General features: G+C 59.3%; 23 protein-coding genes and 1 tRNA gene. 10 read left to right on the top strand and 14 right to left on the bottom strand.

What is annotated here, in order from left to right; translation table 11 throughout:
* Positions 1 to 90 precede the first annotated feature (90 nt).
* The 7 genes from ABTV87_RS01575 (at position 91) to ABTV87_RS01545 (ending at position 5,615) form a co-directional block, all read left to right on the top strand.
* Positions 91 to 864: an ABC transporter ATP-binding protein gene (locus ABTV87_RS01575; protein WP_007897462.1), complete on the top strand. Its 774-nt coding sequence runs from the start codon at positions 91 to 93 to the stop codon at positions 862 to 864.
* 13 nt (positions 865 to 877) lie between these two features.
* Complete coding sequence (locus tag ABTV87_RS01570; RefSeq protein ID WP_039764659.1) at positions 878 to 1,627, top strand: ABC transporter substrate-binding protein; 750 nt, start codon at positions 878 to 880, stop codon at positions 1,625 to 1,627.
* 78 nt (positions 1,628 to 1,705) lie between these two features.
* On the top strand, positions 1,706 to 2,401 hold the full coding sequence (locus ABTV87_RS01565) for an ABC transporter permease (RefSeq protein ID WP_007952567.1): 696 nt from the start codon (positions 1,706 to 1,708) through the stop codon (positions 2,399 to 2,401).
* Positions 2,398 to 3,087 carry an ABC transporter permease gene (locus tag ABTV87_RS01560; protein WP_007952568.1) on the top strand — a complete coding sequence of 230 codons (690 nt, stop codon included), beginning with the start codon at positions 2,398 to 2,400 and terminating at the stop codon, positions 3,085 to 3,087. Before ABTV87_RS01565 ends, ABTV87_RS01560 begins: the two co-directional genes overlap by 4 nt.
* Positions 3,068 to 4,303, top strand: coding sequence for a methyltransferase (locus ABTV87_RS01555; RefSeq protein ID WP_433898897.1), 1,236 nt, complete (start codon positions 3,068 to 3,070; stop codon positions 4,301 to 4,303). Before ABTV87_RS01560 ends, ABTV87_RS01555 begins: the two co-directional genes overlap by 20 nt.
* Positions 4,304 to 4,647: 344 nt before the next feature.
* Positions 4,648 to 5,463, top strand: a complete 816-nt coding sequence (locus ABTV87_RS01550) for an FkbM family methyltransferase (RefSeq protein ID WP_433898896.1) — start codon at positions 4,648 to 4,650, stop codon at positions 5,461 to 5,463.
* Between the two features lie 76 nt (positions 5,464 to 5,539).
* Positions 5,540 to 5,615: transfer RNA gene (locus tag ABTV87_RS01545), tRNA-Thr, on the top strand.
* Between the two features lie 115 nt (positions 5,616 to 5,730).
* Here the strand turns inward: ABTV87_RS01545 and ABTV87_RS01540 are convergent.
* Together ABTV87_RS01540 and ABTV87_RS01535 are read right to left on the bottom strand one after the other, a co-directional pair.
* Positions 5,731 to 6,156: a type II toxin-antitoxin system HicB family antitoxin gene (locus ABTV87_RS01540; RefSeq protein WP_074689493.1), complete on the bottom strand. Its 426-nt coding sequence runs from the start codon at positions 6,154 to 6,156 to the stop codon at positions 5,731 to 5,733.
* A gap of 31 nt (positions 6,157 to 6,187) precedes the next feature.
* On the bottom strand, positions 6,188 to 6,370 hold the full coding sequence (locus ABTV87_RS01535; RefSeq protein ID WP_064384144.1) for a type II toxin-antitoxin system HicA family toxin: 183 nt from the start codon (positions 6,368 to 6,370) through the stop codon (positions 6,188 to 6,190).
* A 458-nt stretch (positions 6,371 to 6,828) separates the two neighbouring features.
* On the opposite strand from ABTV87_RS01535, the gene ABTV87_RS01530 reads away from it, so the two are divergent.
* Positions 6,829 to 7,095, top strand: a complete 267-nt coding sequence (locus ABTV87_RS01530) for a DUF3077 domain-containing protein (protein WP_433898895.1) — start codon at positions 6,829 to 6,831, stop codon at positions 7,093 to 7,095.
* Between the two features lie 58 nt (positions 7,096 to 7,153).
* Here ABTV87_RS01530 and ABTV87_RS01525 read toward each other — a convergent pair whose 3' ends face one another.
* From ABTV87_RS01525 to ABTV87_RS01515, 3 genes are read right to left on the bottom strand one after another with little or no spacing between them, the layout of a single operon-like run.
* Positions 7,154 to 7,864: an SDR family NAD(P)-dependent oxidoreductase gene (locus ABTV87_RS01525; RefSeq protein WP_085608639.1), complete on the bottom strand. Its 711-nt coding sequence runs from the start codon at positions 7,862 to 7,864 to the stop codon at positions 7,154 to 7,156.
* Between the two features lie 33 nt (positions 7,865 to 7,897).
* On the bottom strand, positions 7,898 to 8,542 hold the full coding sequence (locus ABTV87_RS01520) for a DsbA family oxidoreductase (RefSeq protein ID WP_221533614.1): 645 nt from the start codon (positions 8,540 to 8,542) through the stop codon (positions 7,898 to 7,900).
* Complete coding sequence (locus ABTV87_RS01515; RefSeq protein WP_007952610.1) at positions 8,539 to 8,757, bottom strand: tautomerase family protein; 219 nt, start codon at positions 8,755 to 8,757, stop codon at positions 8,539 to 8,541. Before ABTV87_RS01515 ends, ABTV87_RS01520 begins: the two co-directional genes overlap by 4 nt.
* A 687-nt stretch (positions 8,758 to 9,444) precedes the next feature.
* On the opposite strand from ABTV87_RS01515, the gene ABTV87_RS01510 reads away from it, so the two are divergent.
* Complete coding sequence (locus ABTV87_RS01510; RefSeq protein ID WP_085608637.1) at positions 9,445 to 10,371, top strand: LysR family transcriptional regulator; 927 nt, start codon at positions 9,445 to 9,447, stop codon at positions 10,369 to 10,371.
* On the opposite strand, the gene ABTV87_RS01505 is transcribed toward ABTV87_RS01510, so the two are convergent.
* The 6 genes from ABTV87_RS01505 to ABTV87_RS01480 form a co-directional block, all read right to left on the bottom strand.
* Positions 10,288 to 10,605 (bottom strand): AzlD domain-containing protein, encoded by a 318-nt coding sequence (locus tag ABTV87_RS01505; protein ID WP_007952614.1) that lies wholly within the window; start codon positions 10,603 to 10,605, stop codon positions 10,288 to 10,290. The genes ABTV87_RS01510 and ABTV87_RS01505 overlap by 84 nt on opposite strands.
* Positions 10,584 to 11,300, bottom strand: coding sequence for an AzlC family ABC transporter permease (locus ABTV87_RS01500; RefSeq protein WP_085608636.1), 717 nt, complete (start codon positions 11,298 to 11,300; stop codon positions 10,584 to 10,586). Before ABTV87_RS01500 ends, ABTV87_RS01505 begins: the two co-directional genes overlap by 22 nt.
* A complete protein-coding gene (locus ABTV87_RS01495; protein ID WP_007952618.1) occupies positions 11,297 to 11,674 on the bottom strand; it encodes a GNAT family N-acetyltransferase in 378 nt (125 codons plus the stop codon). Before ABTV87_RS01495 ends, ABTV87_RS01500 begins: the two co-directional genes overlap by 4 nt.
* Positions 11,675 to 11,753: 79 nt before the next feature.
* A complete protein-coding gene (locus ABTV87_RS01490) occupies positions 11,754 to 12,500 on the bottom strand; it encodes a 2OG-Fe dioxygenase family protein (protein ID WP_007952620.1) in 747 nt (248 codons plus the stop codon).
* 233 nt (positions 12,501 to 12,733) lie between these two features.
* On the bottom strand, positions 12,734 to 14,020 hold the full coding sequence (locus tag ABTV87_RS01485) for an OprD family porin (RefSeq protein WP_007952623.1): 1,287 nt from the start codon (positions 14,018 to 14,020) through the stop codon (positions 12,734 to 12,736).
* A 299-nt stretch (positions 14,021 to 14,319) separates the two neighbouring features.
* Positions 14,320 to 14,988, bottom strand: coding sequence for a DsbA family protein (locus ABTV87_RS01480; RefSeq protein ID WP_433898894.1), 669 nt, complete (start codon positions 14,986 to 14,988; stop codon positions 14,320 to 14,322).
* Between the two features lie 255 nt (positions 14,989 to 15,243).
* Here ABTV87_RS01480 and ABTV87_RS01475 point away from each other — a divergent pair, with 255 nt between their 5' ends.
* On the top strand, positions 15,244 to 17,331 hold the full coding sequence (locus ABTV87_RS01475; RefSeq protein ID WP_433898893.1) for a TonB-dependent receptor: 2,088 nt from the start codon (positions 15,244 to 15,246) through the stop codon (positions 17,329 to 17,331).
* 65 nt (positions 17,332 to 17,396) lie between these two features.
* Here the strand turns inward: ABTV87_RS01475 and ABTV87_RS01470 are convergent, their stop codons facing one another.
* From ABTV87_RS01470 to ABTV87_RS01460, 3 genes are all read right to left on the bottom strand, one after another.
* Entirely contained in the window at positions 17,397 to 17,609 is a 213-nt protein-coding gene (locus ABTV87_RS01470) for a hypothetical protein (protein WP_007952633.1), read from the bottom strand.
* Between the two features lie 245 nt (positions 17,610 to 17,854).
* On the bottom strand, positions 17,855 to 18,961 hold the full coding sequence (gene aguA, locus ABTV87_RS01465; protein ID WP_085608632.1) for an agmatine deiminase: 1,107 nt from the start codon (positions 18,959 to 18,961) through the stop codon (positions 17,855 to 17,857).
* 178 nt (positions 18,962 to 19,139) lie between these two features.
* Positions 19,140 to 22,052, bottom strand: coding sequence for an aminotransferase (locus ABTV87_RS01460; RefSeq protein WP_433898892.1), 2,913 nt, complete (start codon positions 22,050 to 22,052; stop codon positions 19,140 to 19,142).
* Positions 22,053 to 22,219: the final 167 nt, after the last annotated feature.

The following is a 22,219-nucleotide window of genomic DNA, read 5'->3' as shown; positions in this document are numbered from 1 at the left end:
GTTGGCTGCCATTGAAACGCTATGCTAGCTTGGCCGCCTCGCCAGGAAGGCCAACCAACAGCAGGAGCGCAACATATATGAGGAACGCACATGGCTGAGGCCACGCCCGCGCTTGAAATCCGCAACTTGCACAAACGCTACGGACAGCTTGAGGTGCTCAAAGGCATCTCGCTGACCGCCCGCGACGGCGATGTGATCTCGATCCTGGGTTCCTCCGGTTCCGGCAAGTCCACGTTCCTGCGTTGCATCAACCTGTTGGAAAACCCGCATCAGGGCCAGATCCTGGTGGCCGGGGAAGAACTCAAGCTCAAGGCCGCCAAGAATGGCGAACTGGTTGCCGCCGACGGCAAGCAGATCAATCGCCTGCGCTCCGAGATTGGTTTTGTGTTTCAAAACTTTAATCTGTGGCCGCACATGAGCGTGCTCGACAACATCATCGAAGCCCCGCGCCGCGTGCTCGGCCAGAGCAAGGCCGAAGCCATTGAAGTCGCCGAAGCGCTGCTGGCCAAGGTCGGCATCGCCGACAAGCGCCACGCCTACCCGGCGCAACTGTCCGGCGGCCAGCAACAGCGCGCGGCGATTGCCCGCACACTGGCGATGCAGCCCAAGGTGATCCTGTTCGACGAGCCCACCTCCGCCCTTGACCCGGAAATGGTCCAGGAAGTACTTAATGTCATCCGCGCATTGGCCGAAGAAGGCCGCACCATGCTGCTCGTGACCCATGAAATGGGCTTCGCCCGTCAGGTCTCCAGCGAAGTGGTGTTCCTCCACCAGGGCCTGGTAGAAGAGCAAGGATCGCCACAGCAGGTGTTCGAAAACCCGCTTTCGGCGCGCTGCAAACAATTCATGTCCAGCAACCGCTAACGGAGCTACCCGCATGCAGAACTACAAAAAGGTCTTCCTGGCCGCCGCCGTCACCCTCGCATTCAGCGCCGGTGCCATGGCCGAGACCCTGAAGATGGGCATCGAAGCGGCTTACCCGCCGTTCAACAATAAAGACGCCAGCGGCAACGTCGTCGGCTTCGACAAAGACATCGGCGACGCCCTGTGCGCCAAGATGAAAGTTGAATGCTCCGTGGTTACCTCGGACTGGGACGGCATCATCCCGGCCCTGAACGCCAAGAAGTTCGACTTCCTGATCTCCTCGATGTCGATCACCGACGAGCGCAAGCAAGCGGTGGACTTCACCGACCCGTACTACTCCAACAAGCTGCAATTCATCGCGCCGAAAAACGTCGACTTCAAAACCGACAAGGCTGCGCTGAAAGGCAAAGTGATCGGCGCCCAGCGTGCGACCCTGGCCGGCACCTTCCTGGAAGACAACTTCGGTGACGACATCACCGTCAAGCTGTATGACACCCAGGAAAACGCTTACCTCGACCTGACCTCCGGTCGCCTGGACGGCATCCTCGCCGACAAATACGTCAACTACGAGTGGCTGAAAAGCGACGCCGGCAAAGCCTACGAATTCAAGGGCGACCCGGTGGAAGAAAGCGACAAGATCGGTATCGCTGTACGTAAAGGCGACCCGATCCGCGAGAAGCTGAACGCCGCGCTGAAGGAAATCGTTGCCGACGGCACCTACAAGAAGATCAACGACAAGTACTTCCCGTTCAGCATCTACTGATCCTGACCTGCCGGATCGGCGCCGTTACATGACGGCGCCGATCCCCGGCCTTGCCTGCCGCGATTTGAAAAGAAATCCATGATTATCGACCTCTACGGATTCGGCCCGGCGCTCTTCGCCGGCGCGCTGATGACCGTCAAACTGGCACTCTCGGCCCTGTGCCTGGGGCTGGTGCTCGGTCTGCTCGGCGCCTTGGCCAAGACTTCCCCGTACAAGCCGTTGCAATGGCTTGGCGGAACCTATTCGACCCTGGTGCGCGGCGTCCCGGAATTGCTCTGGGTGCTGTTGATCTACTTCGGTACGGTCAACGCGATGCGCGCGCTCGGTGAGTTCCTCGGCAATCCCGAACTGGAGCTCAGCGCCTTCGCCGCCGGCGTCATTGCGCTGGGCCTGTGCTTCGGCGCCTACGCCACGGAAGTGTTTCGTGGCGCGATCCTCGCCATTCCCAAAGGCCACCGTGAGGCCGGCGTGGCCCTGGGCCTGTCGAAATGGCGGATCTTCACCCGGCTGATCATGCCGCAGATGTGGCGCATCGCCCTGCCCGGCCTGGGCAACCTGTTCATGATCCTGATGAAAGACACCGCGCTGGTGTCGGTCATCGGCCTGGAAGAAATCATGCGCCACGCGCAGATCGGCGTGACCGTGTCCAAGCAGCCATTCACCTTCTATATGGTGGCGGCGCTCATGTACCTGTGCCTGACCGTGCTGGCGATGATCGGCATGCACCTGCTGGAAAAGCGCGCCGCACGCGGCTTCGCGAGGAGCGCTCAATGAATTGGGAAGTCATCATCAAGTGGCTGCCGAAACTGGCCCAAGGCGCGACGCTGACCCTGGAACTGGTGGCCATCGCCGTGATCGCCGGTTTGCTGCTGGCGATTCCGCTGGGCATCGCCCGCTCTTCGAAGCTGTGGTACGTGCGCGCTTTGCCCTACGCCTACATCTTCTTTTTCCGTGGCACGCCGTTGCTGGTTCAGCTGTTCCTGGTCTACTACGGCCTGGCGCAATTCGATGCGGTGCGTAACAGCTCGATGTGGCCGTACCTGCGCGATCCGTTCTGGTGCGCCACCGCGACCATGACTCTGCATACGGCGGCGTACATCGCCGAGATCCTGCGCGGCGCGATTCAGGCGATTCCGCCGGGTGAAATCGAAGCGGCCCGGGCGCTGGGCATGTCCCGACCGAAAGCGTTGTTCTACATCATCCTGCCGCGTGCCGCGCGCATCGGCCTGCCGGCCTACAGCAACGAAGTGATCCTGATGCTCAAGGCCAGTGCCCTGGCCAGCACCGTGACCTTGCTGGAACTGACGGGCATGGCGCGCACGATCATTGCCCGCACTTACCTGCCGGTGGAAATCTTCTTCGCTGCCGGCGTGTTCTATCTGGTGATGGCCTACGTTCTGGTTCGCGGCTTCAAGCTGCTGGAACGCTGGCTGCGCGTCGATGCGTGCCAGGGGCGCTGATTCTTCCGACGTGTTGACGGGCGAGGCCCTACTCGCCCGTTTCACGGCACTGGATTCATTTCTCACAGCCCATCAGGCGTTGTGGAAGCCCCGCCCGTTCACTCATCTGCACCTGCCCTGGGAAGCGTCTTACCCGGAACTGGCCTCGTGGCTACGCGGGCGGTCGCTGGAAGATGCAGAAAACGCCCACAACCAACCTGCCGAACTCTTGAATGCCCCGGAGCCGTTTGCTTCATTGGCGGCGTTGTCGCTTGAGTTGAGTGCGGTGGGTGAACTGCCTGCACATTCGCTGGAAGCCGCCGGGCATCGTCTTAATGTCGATGTGCCGGGGCGCAAATGGCAGCAGATCGAAGCCTTCGCCAGCCGCTTGTCGTTTGCCGCGCAACCGAGACACTGGCTGGATTGGTGTTCGGGCAAAGGTCATTTGGGGCGGCGTCTGCTCGGTGCTGATCAGCAACTCACCTGCCTGGAATATGACCCGGCGCTGGTTGCCAGTGGTCAGGCATTGAGTCAGCGTCATCGATTGAATGCGCTGCATGTCGAGCAGGATGTGCTCGCTGCAAACACCGCTTTATTGATGAACGCCGAACACACGCCTGTTGCCCTGCACGCTTGCGGTGATCTGCATGTGCGGCTGATGTATCTGGCTAGTGCCGCCGGTTGCCGACAATTGGCTGTTTCACCGTGCTGCTATAACCGGATCAGTCGCACTGAATATCAGGCGTTGTCCTCCGCAGGTTCGCGATCAGACTTACAGCTCTCGCTGGAAGATCTTTCACTGCCAATGAGCGAAACCGTCACCGCCGGTGCCCGCGTCCGACGTCAGCGTGACACCTCCATGGCCAGGCGACTGGCCTTTGATCTGTTGCAACGGCAAGTGCGCGGCGTCGACGAATACCTGCCCACGCCTTCTCTGCCCAGCGCCTGGCTGGAGAAACCGTTTGCTGATTACTGCCGCGACCTGGCAGCGCTGAAAGAGTTATCCACAATCGGCTCGCCAGATTGGGTAGCACTGGAAGTCGCCGGTTGGCAGCGATTGGCCGAAGTTCGCAACCTGGAACTGCTACGCGGACTGTTCCGACGGCCGCTGGAGCTTTGGCTGAATCTGGATCGGGCACTTTTCCTCACCGAACAGGGATACGTCGTACGCCTCGGCACCTTCTGCGAGGCGCCGCTCACACCGCGCAATTTCCTGTTGCTGGCCGAACGCGTTTAATCTTTCACAGCCTGTGGATAACTCTGTTGATGGTTTTCTCGTGGATCCAATATCCACGGCTGTTTCAGGCCATTAACAGCGCTGGTCATTTTTTGTTCACATAAATAAAAAACCGGCAAAACAGGGATTTGCGACTCAAATGAGAACCCGTCCACAAAAACCTGCCTAAGCCCGCCCTCTTCAGAGCCTGTTGTGCATAAGCCCTCGACCAAAAGGACATAACCGCCGAATCGCGGACGCCGGCAACGGACAATTGCGCCTGCCATCCGCCCTTGCTATACAGACCTACGCCGCGCAGGTAGCGCACACCCGAACAAGAAAAATCTGACCGACAGGAAGCGACCGTGACGTTCATTTCTTACGCACAGAATTTCGAGGACGTTCGCCTTTGGCGCGCCCTGCAGTATTTTGAAAACGGTTTTTATATCGACGTCGGCGCCAATGACCCGATCCACGACTCGGTCACCAAGGCCTTTTACGATCGCGGCTGGCAAGGCATCAATGTCGAACCGATGCAGAACTACCACGACGCACTTCGCAAAACTCGCCCCCGCGACACCACGCTGCAATGCGTAGCCAGCGACCAGCCGGGCGAACTGACCTTCTACGGCATTCCCGACACCGGCCTGTCCACCGCTGACCCGGTCGTTGCGCAAGAACGCAAAAACCTCGGCATGGACGTGCAAAGCCTCACCGTCCACGCACGCACACTGACCTCGATCTGCGAAGAGCACGCCGCCGAGCGACCGATCCACTTCCTGAAAATCGACGTCGAGGGCCATGAAGAAACCGTCCTGCGCGGCATGGACTTCAGCCGCTTCCGCCCATGGATCATCCTCATCGAAACCCCATGGGAGCGCGACCACACCTGGGAACACCTGGTGACCGACGCCGGCTACACCAACGTTCTGTTCGACGGCCTCAACAGTTTCTTCCTGGCCAACGAACACATCGGCCTCAAACCCGCGTTCGACCTGCCACCGTGCAACCTCGACAACTTCCAGCTGTGCAAAGGCCACAACCTTGCCCACCCGGTAAACCCTGCACTGGAAACCGCCCTGCAACGCGCCGAACAAGCCGAAGCCGAACTGCGCGCCATGCAAAACAGCCGCGCCTGGCGCGCTGTACAAAAACTGCGCAACGTCCTGCGCCGGGCGTGATTCGCAGAGGGCGCAAAAATAGTCTGAATTCAGGGGTTTACAGAAGCACCCGAGTCGCTATAATCGTCGCCCACACGCCGGTATAGCTCAGATGGTAGAGCAACTGACTTGTAATCAGTAGGTCCCGGGTTCGATTCCTGGTGCCGGCACCATACAAAACGAAGCCCCTGCAGAAATGCAGGGGCTTTGTTGTTTCTGGAGAGTGTGTTTTCCACCCCAAATGAAAAGCCCCCGACAGCCATCACTATGGGGGGATTTTCTTCAACCTTACGCAGCCTCAACCGAAAGTAAAATCCGCCGTCCAAGCTGCTGCAATGCACGCTCAACATTCTCAATCTTGGAGTGATGCAGGAAATCGACTAACCGATCTACCTGGGGCCGTTGCACACCCAAGCGACGCGCTAGTTCAGCTTTACTCACCCCAGACTCCAGAAGCGTATTCCACAACCCAACCTTTGCAGCAGTCAGTGCAGGCAGACGCAATACCGCGTCACTTTCCTGCTCTCCCGCATCACCTGTTGGAATCAACCGGCGATCATCAACATAAATCGACAAAGCTGTTTCCATTGCATCAATGGCGCCGTCTAGCGCTTCCTCAAGGGTGTCGCCAGCGGCATGCATCTCTGGAATTTCTGCGCAGGACAACCAGACACTGCTCGGCTCCTCGTGGACTTCCAACGCATATTCGAACATCACGTTTCCTCTCATGGGGTACAGCTGGGCCTCAATCCTTGAGGCCCAGCTGTTTGATTATCGATTTTCTCAACCCTTCGCCCATCTCCTTGGCTCCGTGGTCGGGAAAGACAGTTGATCTGCCATTCAAGGAAACCTTGAAATGGCTGCCCTTGCCGGTTTGGAACTCAACGCCTTGGGCTTTCAACCATCGCCGAAACTCGCTGTACTTCATGTGCATCACTCGCTGTTTCGGTAGAGCGAATGTGCAACATATTTGTTACGCATGCAACATAACTGTTGCACCGCACATCTGGAAGATCGCTAGCCCCGCCACCACCTGGCCACGATTGCGCGCAACCCTCCCCCACGCTACCGTCAAACCCGTCGCTGCCAATTCAGCGACCGGGCCTGATAACCCGCGTAAGATACAGGCGCACCAGCGCCCCAACCCACGTTTGCCGGCGTTTTTTTGTGCCTGCATTTCCGTGTAATGGCGGCTGTGCGTGGGAGACCTTCGGGTCTGCCGGGTTCCTGTATCTCCGGTTTATCAGCCTGCGCATAGCTGCCACCCATTCGCCTGATAACGAATTGGCAGCCCTCATTTGATACAGGGAGTTTCACAAATGATTAGCATTGATCCATCCGAAATCTGCAAACGACTCCACCAACCAGCAAACGGTAGGTGAAGCCATGACCAATCCCCACGATCTGAAAACCCTCGGCCTCACCCATTTCTCCTTCCAGTCCAACCACGCACTCTTCCGCACCAACCCCGGCGTCCCGGTCGTCACCGCCCTCTCCCACGCTTCGCATCTGCTGCACCTTTCCAAACTGCTCACGTCAGATACTTCTGCCGCCAACGATCCGGAACTCCACGCCAGTGCCTCGCAATATTTGCAGGAATTGAGCAAGGCACTGGTCGATGACGCGATCAAAGTGCTGACTCCGGATCCATAAACCGTCACCCACAAAAAAGCCCTCGCATCGCTGCGAGGGCTTTGTGTTGCCGCATCAATCAGTGCCCAGCGCTCTGCCCACCGTCCACATGCAGAATCTCGCCAGTCACGAAGTTCGCGTTATCGAGATACACCACTGCCTGCGCAATATCGTCGATCTCGCCCATGTGCCCAACCGGATGCAGCGCCCCCAGTGCCGCGTGGGTTTCCTCGCCGTGCATCGGTGTCTTGATGATGCCCGGCGATACCGCGTTCACCCGGATTCCGCGCTTGGCGTATTCGATGGCCAGGGATTTGGTCGCGGCGTTGAGGCCGCCTTTGGTCAGCGAAGCGAGGACCGAGGGCACGCCGTCGATGGCGTGGTCGACCAGGCTGGTGGTGATGTTGACCACGTGGCCCTTGCCTTGTTTTTCCATCTCGGCGATGGCCAGTTGGGTGATGTAGAAGAAACCGTTGAGGTTGACTGACAGCACGGCGGCGTAGTCTTCCGGTGTGTAGGCGGTGAACGGTTTGGCGACGAAGATGCCGGCGTTGTTGACCAGGGTGTCGATGCGGCCGAAACGTGCCACGCCTTCGCTGATTACACGCTGTGCGGTGGCCGGGTCGCCGATGTCGCCGGCGATGGTCAGGATCTGCGGATCGTTCGACGGTTTGATCGAGCGCGAGGTGGCGACGATGTTGTAGCCCAGTTCACGGAAGGCCTTGACCATGCCTTCGCCCAGACCTTGGGAAGCACCGGTGATAACGACGGTTTTTTTCGAATTGCTCATGATGAAATCCTCAATCAATAAGTAGGTGTTGAATCAGGCGGTAGCCAGTTGTTTCAGCATTTGTTCGTAGTACTCGACCGATTGCGAACCGGACACCAGGTGCTTACCGTTCAGGATCAGCGCGGGCACCGAGTTGATTCCGTGCTGCCGGTAAAACGCCTGCAGTTGCCGCACTTCGCTGGCGAATTCGTCGTTGGCCAGCACCTTGCGGGCCCTCGCCGCATCCAGTCCCGCTTCGGTCGCCAGACGGATCAGCGTCGGGTGATCGTTGGGGTTGTCGCCGTCGCGGAAGTAAGCGCGCAGCAGGATCTTTTTCAGCGCGACCTGCCGCCCTTCCTGCGCCGCCCACATCAGCAATCGATGAGCGTCGAAGGTGTTGTGAAAGTGCGTGCGTTTCTCCAGGTCGAACTCGAAACCGATGGCTTTGCCGCGTTCGATCTGCATCTTCTTGCCGGCGGCGACGTCTTCGGCGGTGCGGCCGTATTTGCGCATCAGGTGCTGCACCGCCGGTTCACCTTCGGCGGGCATGTCCGGGTTGAGTTCGAAGGGCTTGTAGGTCAACTCCACCGACACCTCGCCGGCCAGATTGCCGATCGCCTGCTCCAGCGCTGTCGCCCCGAGTGCGCACCAGGGGCACACCACGTCGGAGACGAAATCGATGGTCACGGTCGGGGTCATGACTGGCCCCGTTCCGCCAGTTGTCGGCGGTATTCGGTAGTGGTGATGCCGGCGTAGCCCCAGTTATCGGTGTCGACTTCTTCGATCACGATGTGGGTCAGGTCCGGGCGTTTGTTGAGGACGCGTTCCAGGGTTTCGGTGATTTCGGCGATCACCTGAGCTTTCTGCTCGCGGGTAACACCGTCGCGGGTGATGCGTACGCTGACAAATGGCATGACGACTACTCCAGTGACCTGCCCTCGGGATGATGGTCAGGTGTTGGAGCTCAATGTAGGCGTGTGCCGGGAGGGGAAAAAGTAGGGGTGGGGTACTTCATTTGTGAGGTGGTGTAATGAATAGCCTGTAACAACGACACCAGAATTTGAGCAAAACGAACGCGTCAGTTCAGCGTGATTCAATGCCTTTTTCTGCATCTCCTTGTGCCTTCAGCCAATCGAATCAAAATACTGGCGAAGGAGTAGTGCTTCCCTCATGGCGCGGGCGGTCTTCTGCGAGGGTCTTCGCACATGTTCGGATTTTCGTTTAACCAGCATCGCAATTACCTATTTCCAGACAGTGCGACTTATTAGAGACGATCACTCTGACAGTCGATATCAGCTCATTCGCAATGATCTCTGGGACCTGTCCGTAAAAACTGCGGGTAAAAGGCACCCTTCGTGTCAGTCGTTTCCCTTGAAAAATCCCCGAAGACGCACCCAAACCGTGCACTTTTTTTGACCCCAATCACCCCCACGTCACCAAAAACCCCGATCCTGTGTCAGCCTCCAGCCATCGGCGGGGACATCAATTCGCTACTAATTGCGCGACAACTATGCTCAGGTACAGGAATATAGCCGGCAAATGGCGCCGTTCAGGTCGTCACGTACACAACAATACCCAGCCCACTTCAGAGGGCATTACCCATGGATAGCAGAACCTTACGCAACCTCATGCGCATCGTGCAGACCGGCTCGTTGTCGGCCGCAGCCGAGCATTCGTGCCTGACCGTGCAGGCCTTGGCCGCACAGTTGAACAAGGTCGAAGAGCAGTTCGGTTTCCGCTTGTTTAGACGATCCAACAAGGGGCTGACGCTGACGCCGCAAGGCACCGAGCTGACGCCCTATATGGACAGAGTGCTGATTGCCACGCGGCAGATGGAAGAGAAAGTCGAAGCATTGAAGGTGCCGGGACAGCGCACGTTGAAAGTGGCGTTGAACACCACGCTGGCGCCGGACTTCAACCGGCGAATGATCGGACGCCTGATCGAGGTGTTTCCCGATTACCAGATGGAATTCAGCTACGCCGAGTCGATGGAGAACCTCAGCAAGCTGAAGAACGAAGACTTCGACCTTGCCGTGTTGATCGGCCCGCAGCGCCCGGGCTTGCCGAGCATTGTCCTGCCGGAAGTGCAGGTGCAGGTGGTCGGCGCGCACTGCGGTCAGGAGAACGATCCGCTGACGTTGCTTGGCAACAAGTTTCAGGTGCGTCCCGCAGAAGATTGTCCGTATTCCCACAGCTTTTTGCGTTTTCTCGACGCCGGGCTGGGCAATCACGAGAACAGTCAGCGGACGATCTACTCCTGCAGCGAAACGCTGACCTTGTCGCTCATCACCCAGATGGACGCGGTCGGCATGGTCTCCCGCGAGGCCGCGCAGAAGAACGGCCTGACGATTTTCCCCGGGTTCGAGGATTTCCTCGAAGTGCGCCTGGCGGTGAACAACCCGGATCTGTCCGGCCAGGCGTTGAACGACGTGGTCGATCTGCCGCTACATGAACGAGCCGAGCGCAATGTACGCAGCCGTCCCAACCGCCACACTGAGAAAGAGGTTTTTGCTGAAATACGCACATAACAACGTCGGAATCGCTGCATAGAATTCCGGGCGATCGAGCTGTATGTGCTGATCCTTGATCAACAAGGGTGTCAGGCTGATCGCAGCGACGATCGCCACCGGCAGGTACTCCAGCGCCCGGGCGACGAAGGGCGGCCAGTGCTCGGTGTTGACCTGCAGCGGCAAGGCCCGTGGCAGGAAGGTCACGGCCATCATCAGCGCGACCACCAGAATCAGGAACGTTTGGTCAGGCATACACCCACTCCGCAGCCCACAAACGTGGCGATGAAAACGTTGAATGGCGAGCTGCCCACCAGACTCAGTGCGCCCATGCAGACGACTGCGGCCAGAGCGGCGATGAGTTTGTTGCGGGTGTTGCACAGCGAGACCAGCACGTAGAGCATCATCGCGGTCAGCGCGTAATCGAGCTGGTATTTGATCAGGTGCGACGCGTACTGCGCGCACAGAGCGCCGAGCAATCCGCCGATCACCCAAGAGGTGTGGCAGAACAGGTTGAAGCCGATCAGATATCGAATGTTCACCGGCGCACCAGTGCCCAGTTTGACGCTGTGGAAGGCGAACGATTCATCGGTCAGGCCGCCGGCGTAACACCAGCGCTCCATGCGGCTCAGACCCAGTGCCCGCAGGGCCTTCGCCATGTAGACCGACATCAGCATGTGCCGCGCGTTGATCAGAAACGTGGTCAGCACGATGGTGGTCAGCGATGCCCCGCTGCTGATCAGCGCCAGCGCCGCAAATTGCGAAGCCCCGGCATACACGAACAGACACATGGCCACCGGCAGCCACAGCGGCAGCCCCGCGTTGACCGCCATCAGCCCGAACACGAACGACACGGTGAAGTAACCGGCCACCACCGGGCTGGCTTCGGCAAAGGTGCGCGATGGCTGACGGTCGACCATCAGCGGCGCACTGCCGGATGTTTCATTCATAGATCCCTCTCAAATGTCCGCTCGCCGTGAGGTTCGCAAAAACCCTGGGCCGTCCAGAAACGCTTGCCCGCGAGGTTAGCATCGTCGACGAACAGAAACATCCGCAGCACACCGACCCGTTTCATGTCGGCCGACGCCGCTTCCACCAGCCGCTGGCCGACGCCCTGGCTGCGATAGCGCAGGCTGACCGCCAGATGGTTGATCGTGCCGCGACTGCCGAGCATGCCACCCAGCACCGCGCCGACGATTTCGCCTTCAACGTCGAAGGCAAGATAGGCCGTGGTGGTTTTCTGGATCAGCACGCCGCGCAGGCATTTGGCGTCCTGCCATTCGCAGAACGACACTTCGTCGAACTGGCGGAAGAAGCGCTCCATGCGCTGCGCGTCCTTGGCCGTCGCGCGCCGCAGCACCACCGGTGTCGAGCACTCGACACCGTCTATTTGGGTGATCTGATTAGCGAACAATGTCGAAAGCGGTCCCGGGCCGCGAGAAAGAAATTGCCAGGATTTGCCGGTACGCCATGGCGTGGGAGTGAGTGTTGCGTGCCGGTGTCACGTAGTGACGCATGTCGCGATCGAGGAAGTAAGTGGTGTCGAGAATTTCCTGGTAGGTGGTCGACGCCAGTTGATGCTCGTGGATGTCGTACAGACGACTCTCCGCACCCTCGACATTGTTGCGACCCCAGAAGTGCACGCCACTGAACGGGTAACCATCGCAGTGAATCCCTTCCGGAGTGATTTCCAGTTGTTTGCCGGGCTTGATCTCGATGCGGATCTGATGGATCTGGCACTGCCAGATTTCATCGTGCAGCTCTTCCGGCAACACGCTTTTGTACACTTCGAAGTCGGTGTCGATCAGGCTGCGCATCACCGGCGAGCTGATGACTTCGTCCGAGAAGTCCTGGAAGTGCCGCACCACGCCGCCCACATAGCTGTTGTTGGCCTTGGACTGCACGTACGCGCGATGTTCCAGTTGCTTCAGTTCGCGAGTCTTGGGGTTGTATTCAAAGTCGCTGTAACGACGGTAACGCATGCCGGCTTCGGCCTGACCGTAGTAACTGTCAGGCTCCATGTTTTCCCAACTTTTGGTCAGTCTGACGAAGTCGGCGAAATGACCGTAGAGATTGAAGTCAGCACCCTGCACATTGGCGTACTTGTCGCGCCGTAGCGATTCGCCCACTTCTCTGGTTAAAACGATCATTACCAAATTCTCCGCTGCATTGAGCGGCCTAATCTATTAGGTGGAGAATTTGCGTCCATGAGAAAGAATTTCAGGCATTTAAAGCCCTATTTGAAACGCAATTTGAAACGGCTTGAAAGTGCATTTCAAATGACAAAAACACGGGTTTTTATGCTGTTTTTTCAAAAAGCGTCAAAAAAAAACCCCGAACAAGTCGGGGTTTTTCTGTCGCGTTTCGCGGGTTCAACCGATCATCAGAAGATGTTGATCGGGTAGTCCACGAACACACGCAGTTCGTTGCCGCTGACGTTGTATTCGCTGGATTTCTGCGAAACACGCAGGATCGAGCTGCGCAGCTTGATGCTCAGGTCTTTGGCCGGGCCACTTTGCACGACGTACTTGAACTGGTTGAAGATCTCACGCTCGGTGCCGCCTTCGCTGGTGGACGTGGTGATGTTGTCACCACGCACGTAAGCGAAGTTGTAGCTCAGACCCGGTACGCCGAATGCGCTGAAGTCCAGGCCGTAGCCCAACTGCCAGCTGCGCTCGTCTTCAGCGTTGAAGTCGGACCAGTAGGAGTTGGCCAGGTAGATGGTGTTGCCACCGTCACCCACGCGACCCTGACCTTTCTGGTAACCGCCGTAGGCGTAACCCAGGTTGCTGTCGCCGGTGGAGCGCTGGTGCGCCACGGTGAACGAGTGCGGGCCGGTGGCGAAGGTCGCTGCCAGGCTCCAGATCTTGTTGTCGTCGCCGGTCACACCGTTTTCGCGGACGTAGGAGTTGTCCAGCTTGGTGCGGTAACCGTTGAAGTCCAGGGTCAGGGACTGATCCTTGTCGATCGGGAACACGTAGTTGGCGTTCACGTATTGCTTCTTCAGCACGTCTTCAACGTCGGATGCGTACAGCGCAGCCTTGAACTGTTCGGTGAACTGGTAGCTACCGCCCAACACGTTGATCGACTTCAGACCACCGCTGTCACGGCCTTCAGCGCTCTTGCGCGATTCGGCGGTGAAACGACCGGCGTCCAGTTGCAGACCTTTGATCTCTTTGGAAGTGATCAAGGTACCAGTGTAGCTTTCCGGCAGCAGACGCGAGTTGTCGTAGTTCAGCACCGGCAGGGCCGGCATCTGGTCGCCGTAGGTCAGCACGGTGTTGGACAGACGGAATTTCACCGCTGCACCACCCTTGGACAGGTCGTCAGCCGCGTTGCCGCTGTCACCCTGTTTGAAGAAGTCGATACCGCCAGCGCCGCTGCGGCCCTTGCCGCCGTCCAGACGCAGCGCGTACAGACCGAACGCGTCCACACCTACACCGACGGTGCCTTGGGTGAAACCGGACGAGAACGTACCGATAGCCGCTTGGCCCCACTCGGCTTTATCGTCGTTACCGTCTTTGTAGTCACGATTGATGTAGGCATTGCGCAGCAGCACTTTGAGGCTGCTGTCTTCAACAAAACCCTTGGACTCGGCCTGGTCGTTAGCCATGGCCGAAGTGGCACTCAACATCCCCAGTGCGATCAGACTGATTCGCTTGTTCAACATTTTGTTTTCCTTATTACGGGTTGAAACGCGCTGTGTCGAACGGCTGAAACGGCGCTTATTGCACTCTTTTATTCACCCCGAAACAAAAAGACCCGCTCAAGACTATGTCATGGCGGGCCTGCTCCTAATTTTGAGTCATGGCGGTTAGCCACAGGCGTTGGGCCGAATCGTAGCCGCGCCCTCAACAATGTGTCAATTTCAAGAATCGTCTTTAAATAGGCGAAAAACGTCTAAAAAAAGTAAATTTTGCGATGGCTTCGTGCACGGAATTGCCCGCAGTCAGGGATTTTGATGCGGGATTACGCGCAACCGTCGAGGCCACAGACTGGCAGGGTTTCAGTCCCTGGCGCAGGCGTAAACGACTCACTCAACCATCGGGCGAAGGCTTCTGGCTTGCCCAGCCACGGCCCGATATCAACCAGTGTGAATTGACCGTCCTGTTCCAGTGCAAAAGTTGGAAAACCATGCCCACCAACTTTTGCCAACAGGGCGCGGCTGTTCTTTATATGTTGTTCGGTGTCGACGGACTGCACGGTGTTCAAGAAAATATCGGCGCTGTAGCCCAACTCCACCGCAAATTCCAACAGCACACTTTCGTCGGCGATTCGCCGCCCTTCGACATAATGCGCAGTCTGCAAACGGCCAAGTAGTTCCAGGCCACGACCGTCGATTTTTTCCGCTGCCATCACAGCAGCAATCGGTGGTGCCGAATCAAACACCGCCGAGTGATCGCGCAACAAGCCTTCGAAGTAGGCGTCGCCGAATTGCTGACCGGTGTATTCGGCAATGCGCCGATCATGTGGCATTACGTAATTGCGCAGTTGCGGTGAAACGTTCTGGCGGTTGGCACCGGTCATCATGCCGCCGGCGTGGGCGACTACCGGCAGCACTTGCTGTGCGGCTTGCACCAGTGGTTTGGCGCCATAGCACCAGCCGCACAGCGGGTCGTAGATGTAATGAAGAGTCATCGGAAAGCTCCGCTCGGAAGGTGGGAAAAATGATGTCGGCACATTAGTCCCTCGGTCGTTGCGGAAAAACGCCGGAATGGCTTTCAGTCTGTTTCGGCAATCGGTCAAATGCACTCGTTGTCCGCTCCGATACAAATCTGAAATAAATTGACACAATCAAACCACGGAACCTTTCAGGAATAATTAACGGAAGTAAATGCAAAGCATTACCATTCGCGCGCTCGAATTCTTTCACCCTTTCGGATGCGCTTTTCAATGCCTGCCCCGTTCCGTCTCACGCCCGTCACGCTTGGGCTTTCTGCCTTTTTGTCTTCCGGTTTCGCTTACTCCGCGACCGAACTGCCCGCCACCTCGATCAGTGCCGAAACCCAGGCCGACGACCCGCGCGTGAGGGTCAGCAACACCGCCACCCGTACCTCAACCCCTGTGCGTTACGTGCCCCAGGCGATCGACTCGGTCAAGACCGCCAACTTCGCCAACTACGGCACCAATGACCTGGGCGACGCCTTGAGCGGCATGCCCAACGTCAGCAGCGGCGGCGATACGCGCTTCGACAGCCTGCGCATCCGCGGCTTCGACGCCAGCAATGACTTCTATCTGGACGGCATCCGCGACGACAGCCAGTACAAGCGCGACCTGCACAACATCGAACGCGTCGAAGTGCTCAAAGGCCCGGCCGCTGTGTTGTACGGCCGTGGTAGCCAGGGCGGGATCGTCAACCGCGTCAGCAAGGCACCCGAATTCGGTCGTCGCTCGACCATCGAGGCCCAGGGCGGCAGCGAAGATCTGCGCAGCCTGTACGCCGACCTCAGCACCGACCCGAGCGACAACATCAGCCTGCGCCTGAACATGGGCAACATGGACGAGAACAGCTTCCGCGACGGCGTCAGCGGCAATCGCCAACTGTTCGCACCGTCGATGAGCTGGCAGCTCACGCCTGACCTGAACTGGCTGGTGCAATACGAATACAGCCGCTACAACCGCACGCCGGATCGCGGCATTCCCGGCGTCAATGGACGTCCGGCAGATGTCGGCCGGGACACGACCTACGGCAACGATCACGATTTCATCGACGACAAGACGCAATCCCTGCGCTCGAAACTGGCTTATGAAATCAACGACAACTGGCAGCTGCGCCACACACTCGGTGTGTTCAAGCTCGACAGCGATTTCGACAACACCTACCTCACCGGCTACACCCCGGCGACCAGGAAAGTCACCCGCCAGCACTGGCAGCAGGACCTGACCACCCGCAACGTATTCAACAACGTTGAGCTGGAAGGCGGTTTCGAAACCTTCGGCCTGGAGCACCGCCTGCTGACCGGCCTCGAAACCGGCAGCCAGCGCCGCGACCCGACGCTGTACAACGCCGCCACCGGCCGTGGTACTCAACCGGTGCCATCGCTGGATCTGTACAACCCCAACCGCGACCTGCGCCACACCGGGCGCATGCAGGTGTCGAGCAGCAGCCACACCGAAGTCGAAAGCCGCGCGGTCTACGTTCAGGATCAACTGCGCCTCAACGATCAATGGCAATTGCTCGCCGGTCTGCGCTACGACACCTTCGATATCGAGTCGACCAACAAGCTGCGCAACATCTCCGAAGACCGTGACAGCCATAGCACCAGCCCGCGTTTCGGCGTGGTCTGGACGCCGCTGCAGAACCACTCGTTCTACGCCTCGTGGACCAAGACTTTCTCGCCGGTCGGCGGCGGTCTGATCGGCATCACCCCGGGCGCGGCCGGCAACACCAATGACCTGAGCCCGGAGCTGACCAAGCAGAAAGAAATCGGCGTGAAGAGCGACTGGCTCGACGATCGCCTGAGCACCACCCTCGCCGTCTATGAGCTGGAACTCTACAACCGTCGCACCACCGATCCGAACGACCCGACCCTGACCGTGCTCAGCGGTCTGCAACGCTCGCGCGGGATCGAGCTGACCGGTACCGGCAAGATCGTCGGCAACTGGTACGTGCGCGGCGGCGTCGGTGTGCAGGACGCAACTATCGAGAAGGACAACAACGGCCTGGAAGGTAAACGCGTGAACAACGTGGCCAAGCGCAACGGCAGCCTGTTCCTGACCTGGAAACCGGAAATGGGCTGGTACGCCGAAACCGGCCTGACCCTGGTCGGTCAGCGTTATGCCGACAACGCCAACACCACCGTGCTGCCGGGCTACGGTCGCTGGGACGCACTGGTCGGCTACCGCCACAAGGACTGGGACCTGCGTGGCGCCCTGAACAACATCACCGACCGCGAGTATTACTCGTCGGCCACCAGCGCGTTCCAGATCCAGCCGGGCGCACCGCGCAGCCTGGTGGTTACCGGCACCTACAGCTTCTGATATCGCGCCCATAAAAAAAGCGCTGCCATCCCGGCAGCGCTTTTTACAATCCTTGTTTGTTCTTCTTATCCTTCCATCACATCCCAAAGTGCTTCCAGTTCGGCCTCGCTGAACAGGCCAGCGGGGTAACGCTCGATCATCATCCGGCGCGGATCAGGTTCCCTGATCTGACGCGTTCCATTGGACTTCAACCAGTGCGCGACAATCTGGAGCGACTCACTATTTACAGCCATGGGATGCAACGTCCGCTCGCTGATTACGTTCACTTCGGCGTTCATTTCAGCGCTCTCTCCCCGTTCATGAGCGGCTACGTTATCCAAGGTTTATGACAGAACTGTTGAAGTTCTCCCCCCTCCCTAGTGCGCCATGAGCGATACAAGACCTATGCCAACGTCATGAAATTGTCGACCGGCGGACATAAAGAAACCCGCAGTCCTGACGGGCTGCGGGTTTCTCTTCAACCGTGGGCAACAAATGACTGCCCGGTCGTTTTTTCAATCAACTCAAGCTGTTACATCCGCACTCACTCTTTGTGCGGTGCGGGTTGCTGTTGGGTAAGGCAGTGAATATTGCCACCGCCCAGTAACAGTTCGCGGCCCGGCACCATCACCACTTCGTGTTGCGGGAACAGGTTCTGCAGGATCTCCCGGGCCGGCGCGTCCATCGGATCGTCGAAGCTTGGCGCGATGATGCCGCCGTTGACGATCAGGAAGTTCACGTAGGAACCGGCCAGACGCACGCTAGGGTTACGTTCCTGAGTGCCATCCACCGGATCCACGCCCGCGCACTCTTCTTCAGTGGCGAACAGCGGCCCCGGAATCGGCATCTTGTGCACCGTGAACGGGCGGCCCTTGGCGTCGGTGCTGCTTTCCAGCACTTTCATCGCGGCCTGGCAGCGCGGGTAGTTCGGATCCTGCGGATCGTCGGTCCACGCCAGCAACACTTCGCCCGGACGCACGTAGCAGCAGAAGTTATCCACATGGCCGTCGGTTTCGTCGTTGAACAGGCCATCCGGCAGCCAGATGATCTTGTCCACCGACAGGTTTTCGCTGAGCACCGCTTCGATTTCTTCGCGGCCCAAATGCGGGTTGCGATTGCGGTTGAGCAGGCATTCTTCGGTGGTGATCAGGGTGCCTTCGCCGTCGACATGAATCGAGCCGCCTTCGAGCACGAAACCTTCGGTGCGATAACGCGAGCTGCGCTCGATTTCGAGGATCTTGCCGCCGACCTGGGAATCGCGGTTCCACGGCGAATACAGGCCGCCGTCAAAGCCGCCCCAGGCGTTGAAGTCCCAGTTCACACCGCGCACTTCGCCGCTGTTGTTGATCACGAAAGTCGGGCCGCTGTCGCGAACCCAGGCGTCATCGCTGGACATCTCGACCACACGGATATTCGGCACGTCGAGGCGAGCGCGAGCGTTTTCGTACTGGCCGGCGGACACCGCCACGGTCACCGGTTCGAAACGCGCGATGGCCTTGGCCACAGCGGCATGGGCAGCCTGAGCTGGCTTGCCGCCCAGACGCCAGTTGTCCGGACGTTCCGGCCAGATCATCCAGGTCTGGGTTTGCGGTGCCCATTCGGCCGGCATGTAGAAGCCATCGGCGCGTGGTGTGCTTTTCAATGTGGTCATGTCGATCAGACTCCAGGGAACCGTCGAGGGTTTTCAACACGCCGTACAGGGATGGACGACGGACTATGGCGACTTTATAAACGATAAATATCGGCTTTAGAAGCCAATAATAAAAAACAATCTGAATTAGCCCCTTCAAATACCGATACAAATCGGTATTTGAAGGTTGCGGATCGTTTCAAAGCCCTTCTTCAAGCACCTTCGCCAGCATGTCGACAAAGAAATCCACGCTCTGACGCGAGGTGACCATCGGCGGCTTGATCTTCAGGACGTTCAGGTAATCGCCGGTTGGCTGCATGAAAATCCCCAGCGCCCGCAGACGATCACACAACAGCGTGGTTTCCTCGGTCGCCGGTTCCAGGGTTTCCCGATTGCGGATCAGCTCGACCCCCAGATAGAACCCGGAACCGTGCACCGCGCCGACCAACGGATATTGATCGATCAACGCCTCCAGCCGGGTCTTGAAGTGAGCGCCGACCACTTGGGCGTTTTCCCAGAGTTTTTCTTCTTCCATGACGTCGAGCACCGCCATGCCGATCTGGCAGCTCACGGGACTGCCGCCGGCGGACGAGAAGAAATAACCCTCGGCTTCCAGCGCCTCGGCGATTTCCCGGCGGGTGATCACAGCACCCAGCGGCTGGCCGTTGCCCATGCCTTTGGCCATGGTGATGATGTCCGGCACCACGCCCTGCTCTTCGAAACCCCAGAAGAAGTGGCCCATGCGCCCGTAACCGACCTGCACCTCATCGGCGATGCACACGCCGCCCCGGGCGCGCACCAGTTCATAGACTTTTTTCAGGTAACCCGGCGGCAGCGAGATCCCGCCCGCATTGCCGTAGACCGGCTCGCAGATGAACCCGGCCAGTTGGCGTTTCTGCTCATCAATCTTCGCCAGATGATGTTCGACGCTGCGCACGTAATCCGGCGCCGAATCCGGGCCGCGAAATTCGCCGCGATAGGTGTTGGGAGCGGTGACCGCATGCACCCAGTCCGGGCGACTGTTCAGGGCCTGCGGGTTATCGGCAATCGAGGTCGAGACCGCGTCCGCGCCGACCGTCCAGCCGTGATAGGCCTCCAGCACGCTGATCATGTCGCGGCCACCGCTGGCGGCCCACGCCAGGCGAATCGCCAGGTCATTGGCCTCGCTGCCGCTGTTGACCAGGAACACCCGATCCATGCCCTCCGGCGCCAGCTTCAGCAAGCGCTCGGAAAACTCGGCGACCGCCGCATAGTTAAATCGCGAGTTGGTGTTGAGCAGCGACCACTGCCGGCTCGCCACCGCCGCCATGCGCGGATGACCGTGGCCGAGCACCGCGACGTTGTTGAGCATGTCGAGATAGGAGCGGCCCTGCATGTCGATCAGGTGATTGCGCCAGCCGCGCTCTATGCGCGGCGGGTCGACGTAATAATGCTTCTGGGTGCGGGCGAAACTGGCGTCGCGGCGCGCCAGCAGGGTTGCCGCGTCCAGCTCGGGTTCGGCGTCGCAGGCCAGGCCCAGCAGCGCGGCCGGTGATGGGGAAAGTGCTTGCCAAGCAGCCGCGCGGGTCGGCGTGCAGAACAGCGGCGCTTCAAGCTGTGCGCCGCGAATCAATTGCACGATCAACGGACCGTCCACCGAACCCATCACCTGGCCTTTGACCAGCGCTGCGCCGCCGTGCAACGAAGGTTTCACGCCCCACAAACGCAGGCTCAGTTGCGGGCCGTCGAGTCGCAGCGCGCCGTCGGCCGACAGGTGAAGTACGCCAGCAAACGGCGCTTCCACCGTCGAACCCTGGGGCACGTGCAATTCGACGTGCAGCGGGAATGTCTCTGGCTCATCGGCGCTGTCAGGCCGGGTGCGCGACAACCGGTATTGCCCGTATCGACTGGCCGCCAGACCGTGGATGGCCGCGGCTTCACTCAACAGGCGCTGATCGATGCCAGGTTGCTCCCAGTTGCCCGCCTCGAAGTGCGCGCTCAACACCCCCAGATCGATCAACGCGAATTCGCGCCCGACCAGATCGGGCAGCAACGGCGCAAAACCTTCACTGTCGATGGCTGGCAATGTCTGGCCGACCGCCGTGAGAATCGCCGCCTCCATCAAGGCCAGCGGCACCGACGTGGCGACCCGGAAGATCTCCCACTCGTGGGTCAGGTTGTCGCGGCTGTAGGTATTGCCCGGGTCGATGCTGACCTGTTGCTCGCCACTGAGCACCAACACCGCCGCCCGTGCCACGATCAGCGGCCACAGCGCCAGAAGCTCTTCGTGTTGCAGCGGATTGACCGCGTGATAGGCCTGCACGGCCGGCAGAATCACGAACGGGTCGCCTGCGGCGTGATGCAGCAGCGCGGCGCAGGTGACCGACAGGTCGGTGATGCGCCAGGTGCGCACCAGATCGCCGAAATCGATGACGCCCTGCAACTGCCAGTGCCGCCGGGCGTCACGCTGCCAGACCACGTTGTCGTCGGTGATGTCCATGTGGATCGCCTGCACCGGCAGCTTTTCCAGCAGGGGCTGCAAACGAAGCCTGGCCTGTTCGGCAGCCTCGGCGATCAGCGTGCGCTGGCGTTCATCGCCGATGACCGGCAGCAGGTGCTCGATCAGGGCACTGGCGTGGCGCGCGTCCCATTGCAGCGTGCGTTCAAGCCCCGGATGGTCGAACCCGGCCAGGGCCAGATCCATTTCGCCGCAGAGCCGGCCGAACCCGGCAACAACCTCATGGCCAAGATGATCGAGAGCCGTCAGTGGCTGGCCCTCAATGTAATCGAGCAGTCGCACATGCACCGATTCTCCACCGACGTCCAGGGTCAGCAGGTCTTGGCCGTCATTGGCCGGGATGACCCGGGGAACGTGGACATCGCAGTGTTCAGCCAGATATTTCAGGCCAGCATGCTGGGCTTGCAGTTCGACCAGCGAATAGTCGCCCCGACAGATCTTCAGCACGAACCGCCCACGCTCGCTGTCCACGCGATAGTTGAGGTCCTGTTGGCTGCCCAGGGCCTGCAACGTGCCGTTCAAGCCGTAATGCTGCGCCAGCAGATGCCGGGCCTGCTCCAGCGAAACCTGAGGGCTGGGCAAACTGGCGCGATGAATCAACGTGGCGAACGACATGGAACGACCCCTGAAATTTTAATAGGCGCCTATATCGCCATTGCTACGGGCGATTAGCAACCCCCGACCATCCGTCCCCCGACGCCCTGCGAGGCAAGTGGATTTGCATGCCCCCCTCGCACCCTCTGGCACTTTGCGCAAGAATGTCGGCCATTCAAACCTGCCAC

Origin of the sequence: Pseudomonas sp. PSE1(2024) (genome assembly GCF_050990555.1) — a bacterium.
Lineage (GTDB): Bacteria > Pseudomonadota > Gammaproteobacteria > Pseudomonadales > Pseudomonadaceae > Aquipseudomonas > Aquipseudomonas aphyarum.
Note: the sequence above shows the minus strand (reverse complement) of the source record. Positions and strands in the feature narration are given on the sequence as shown.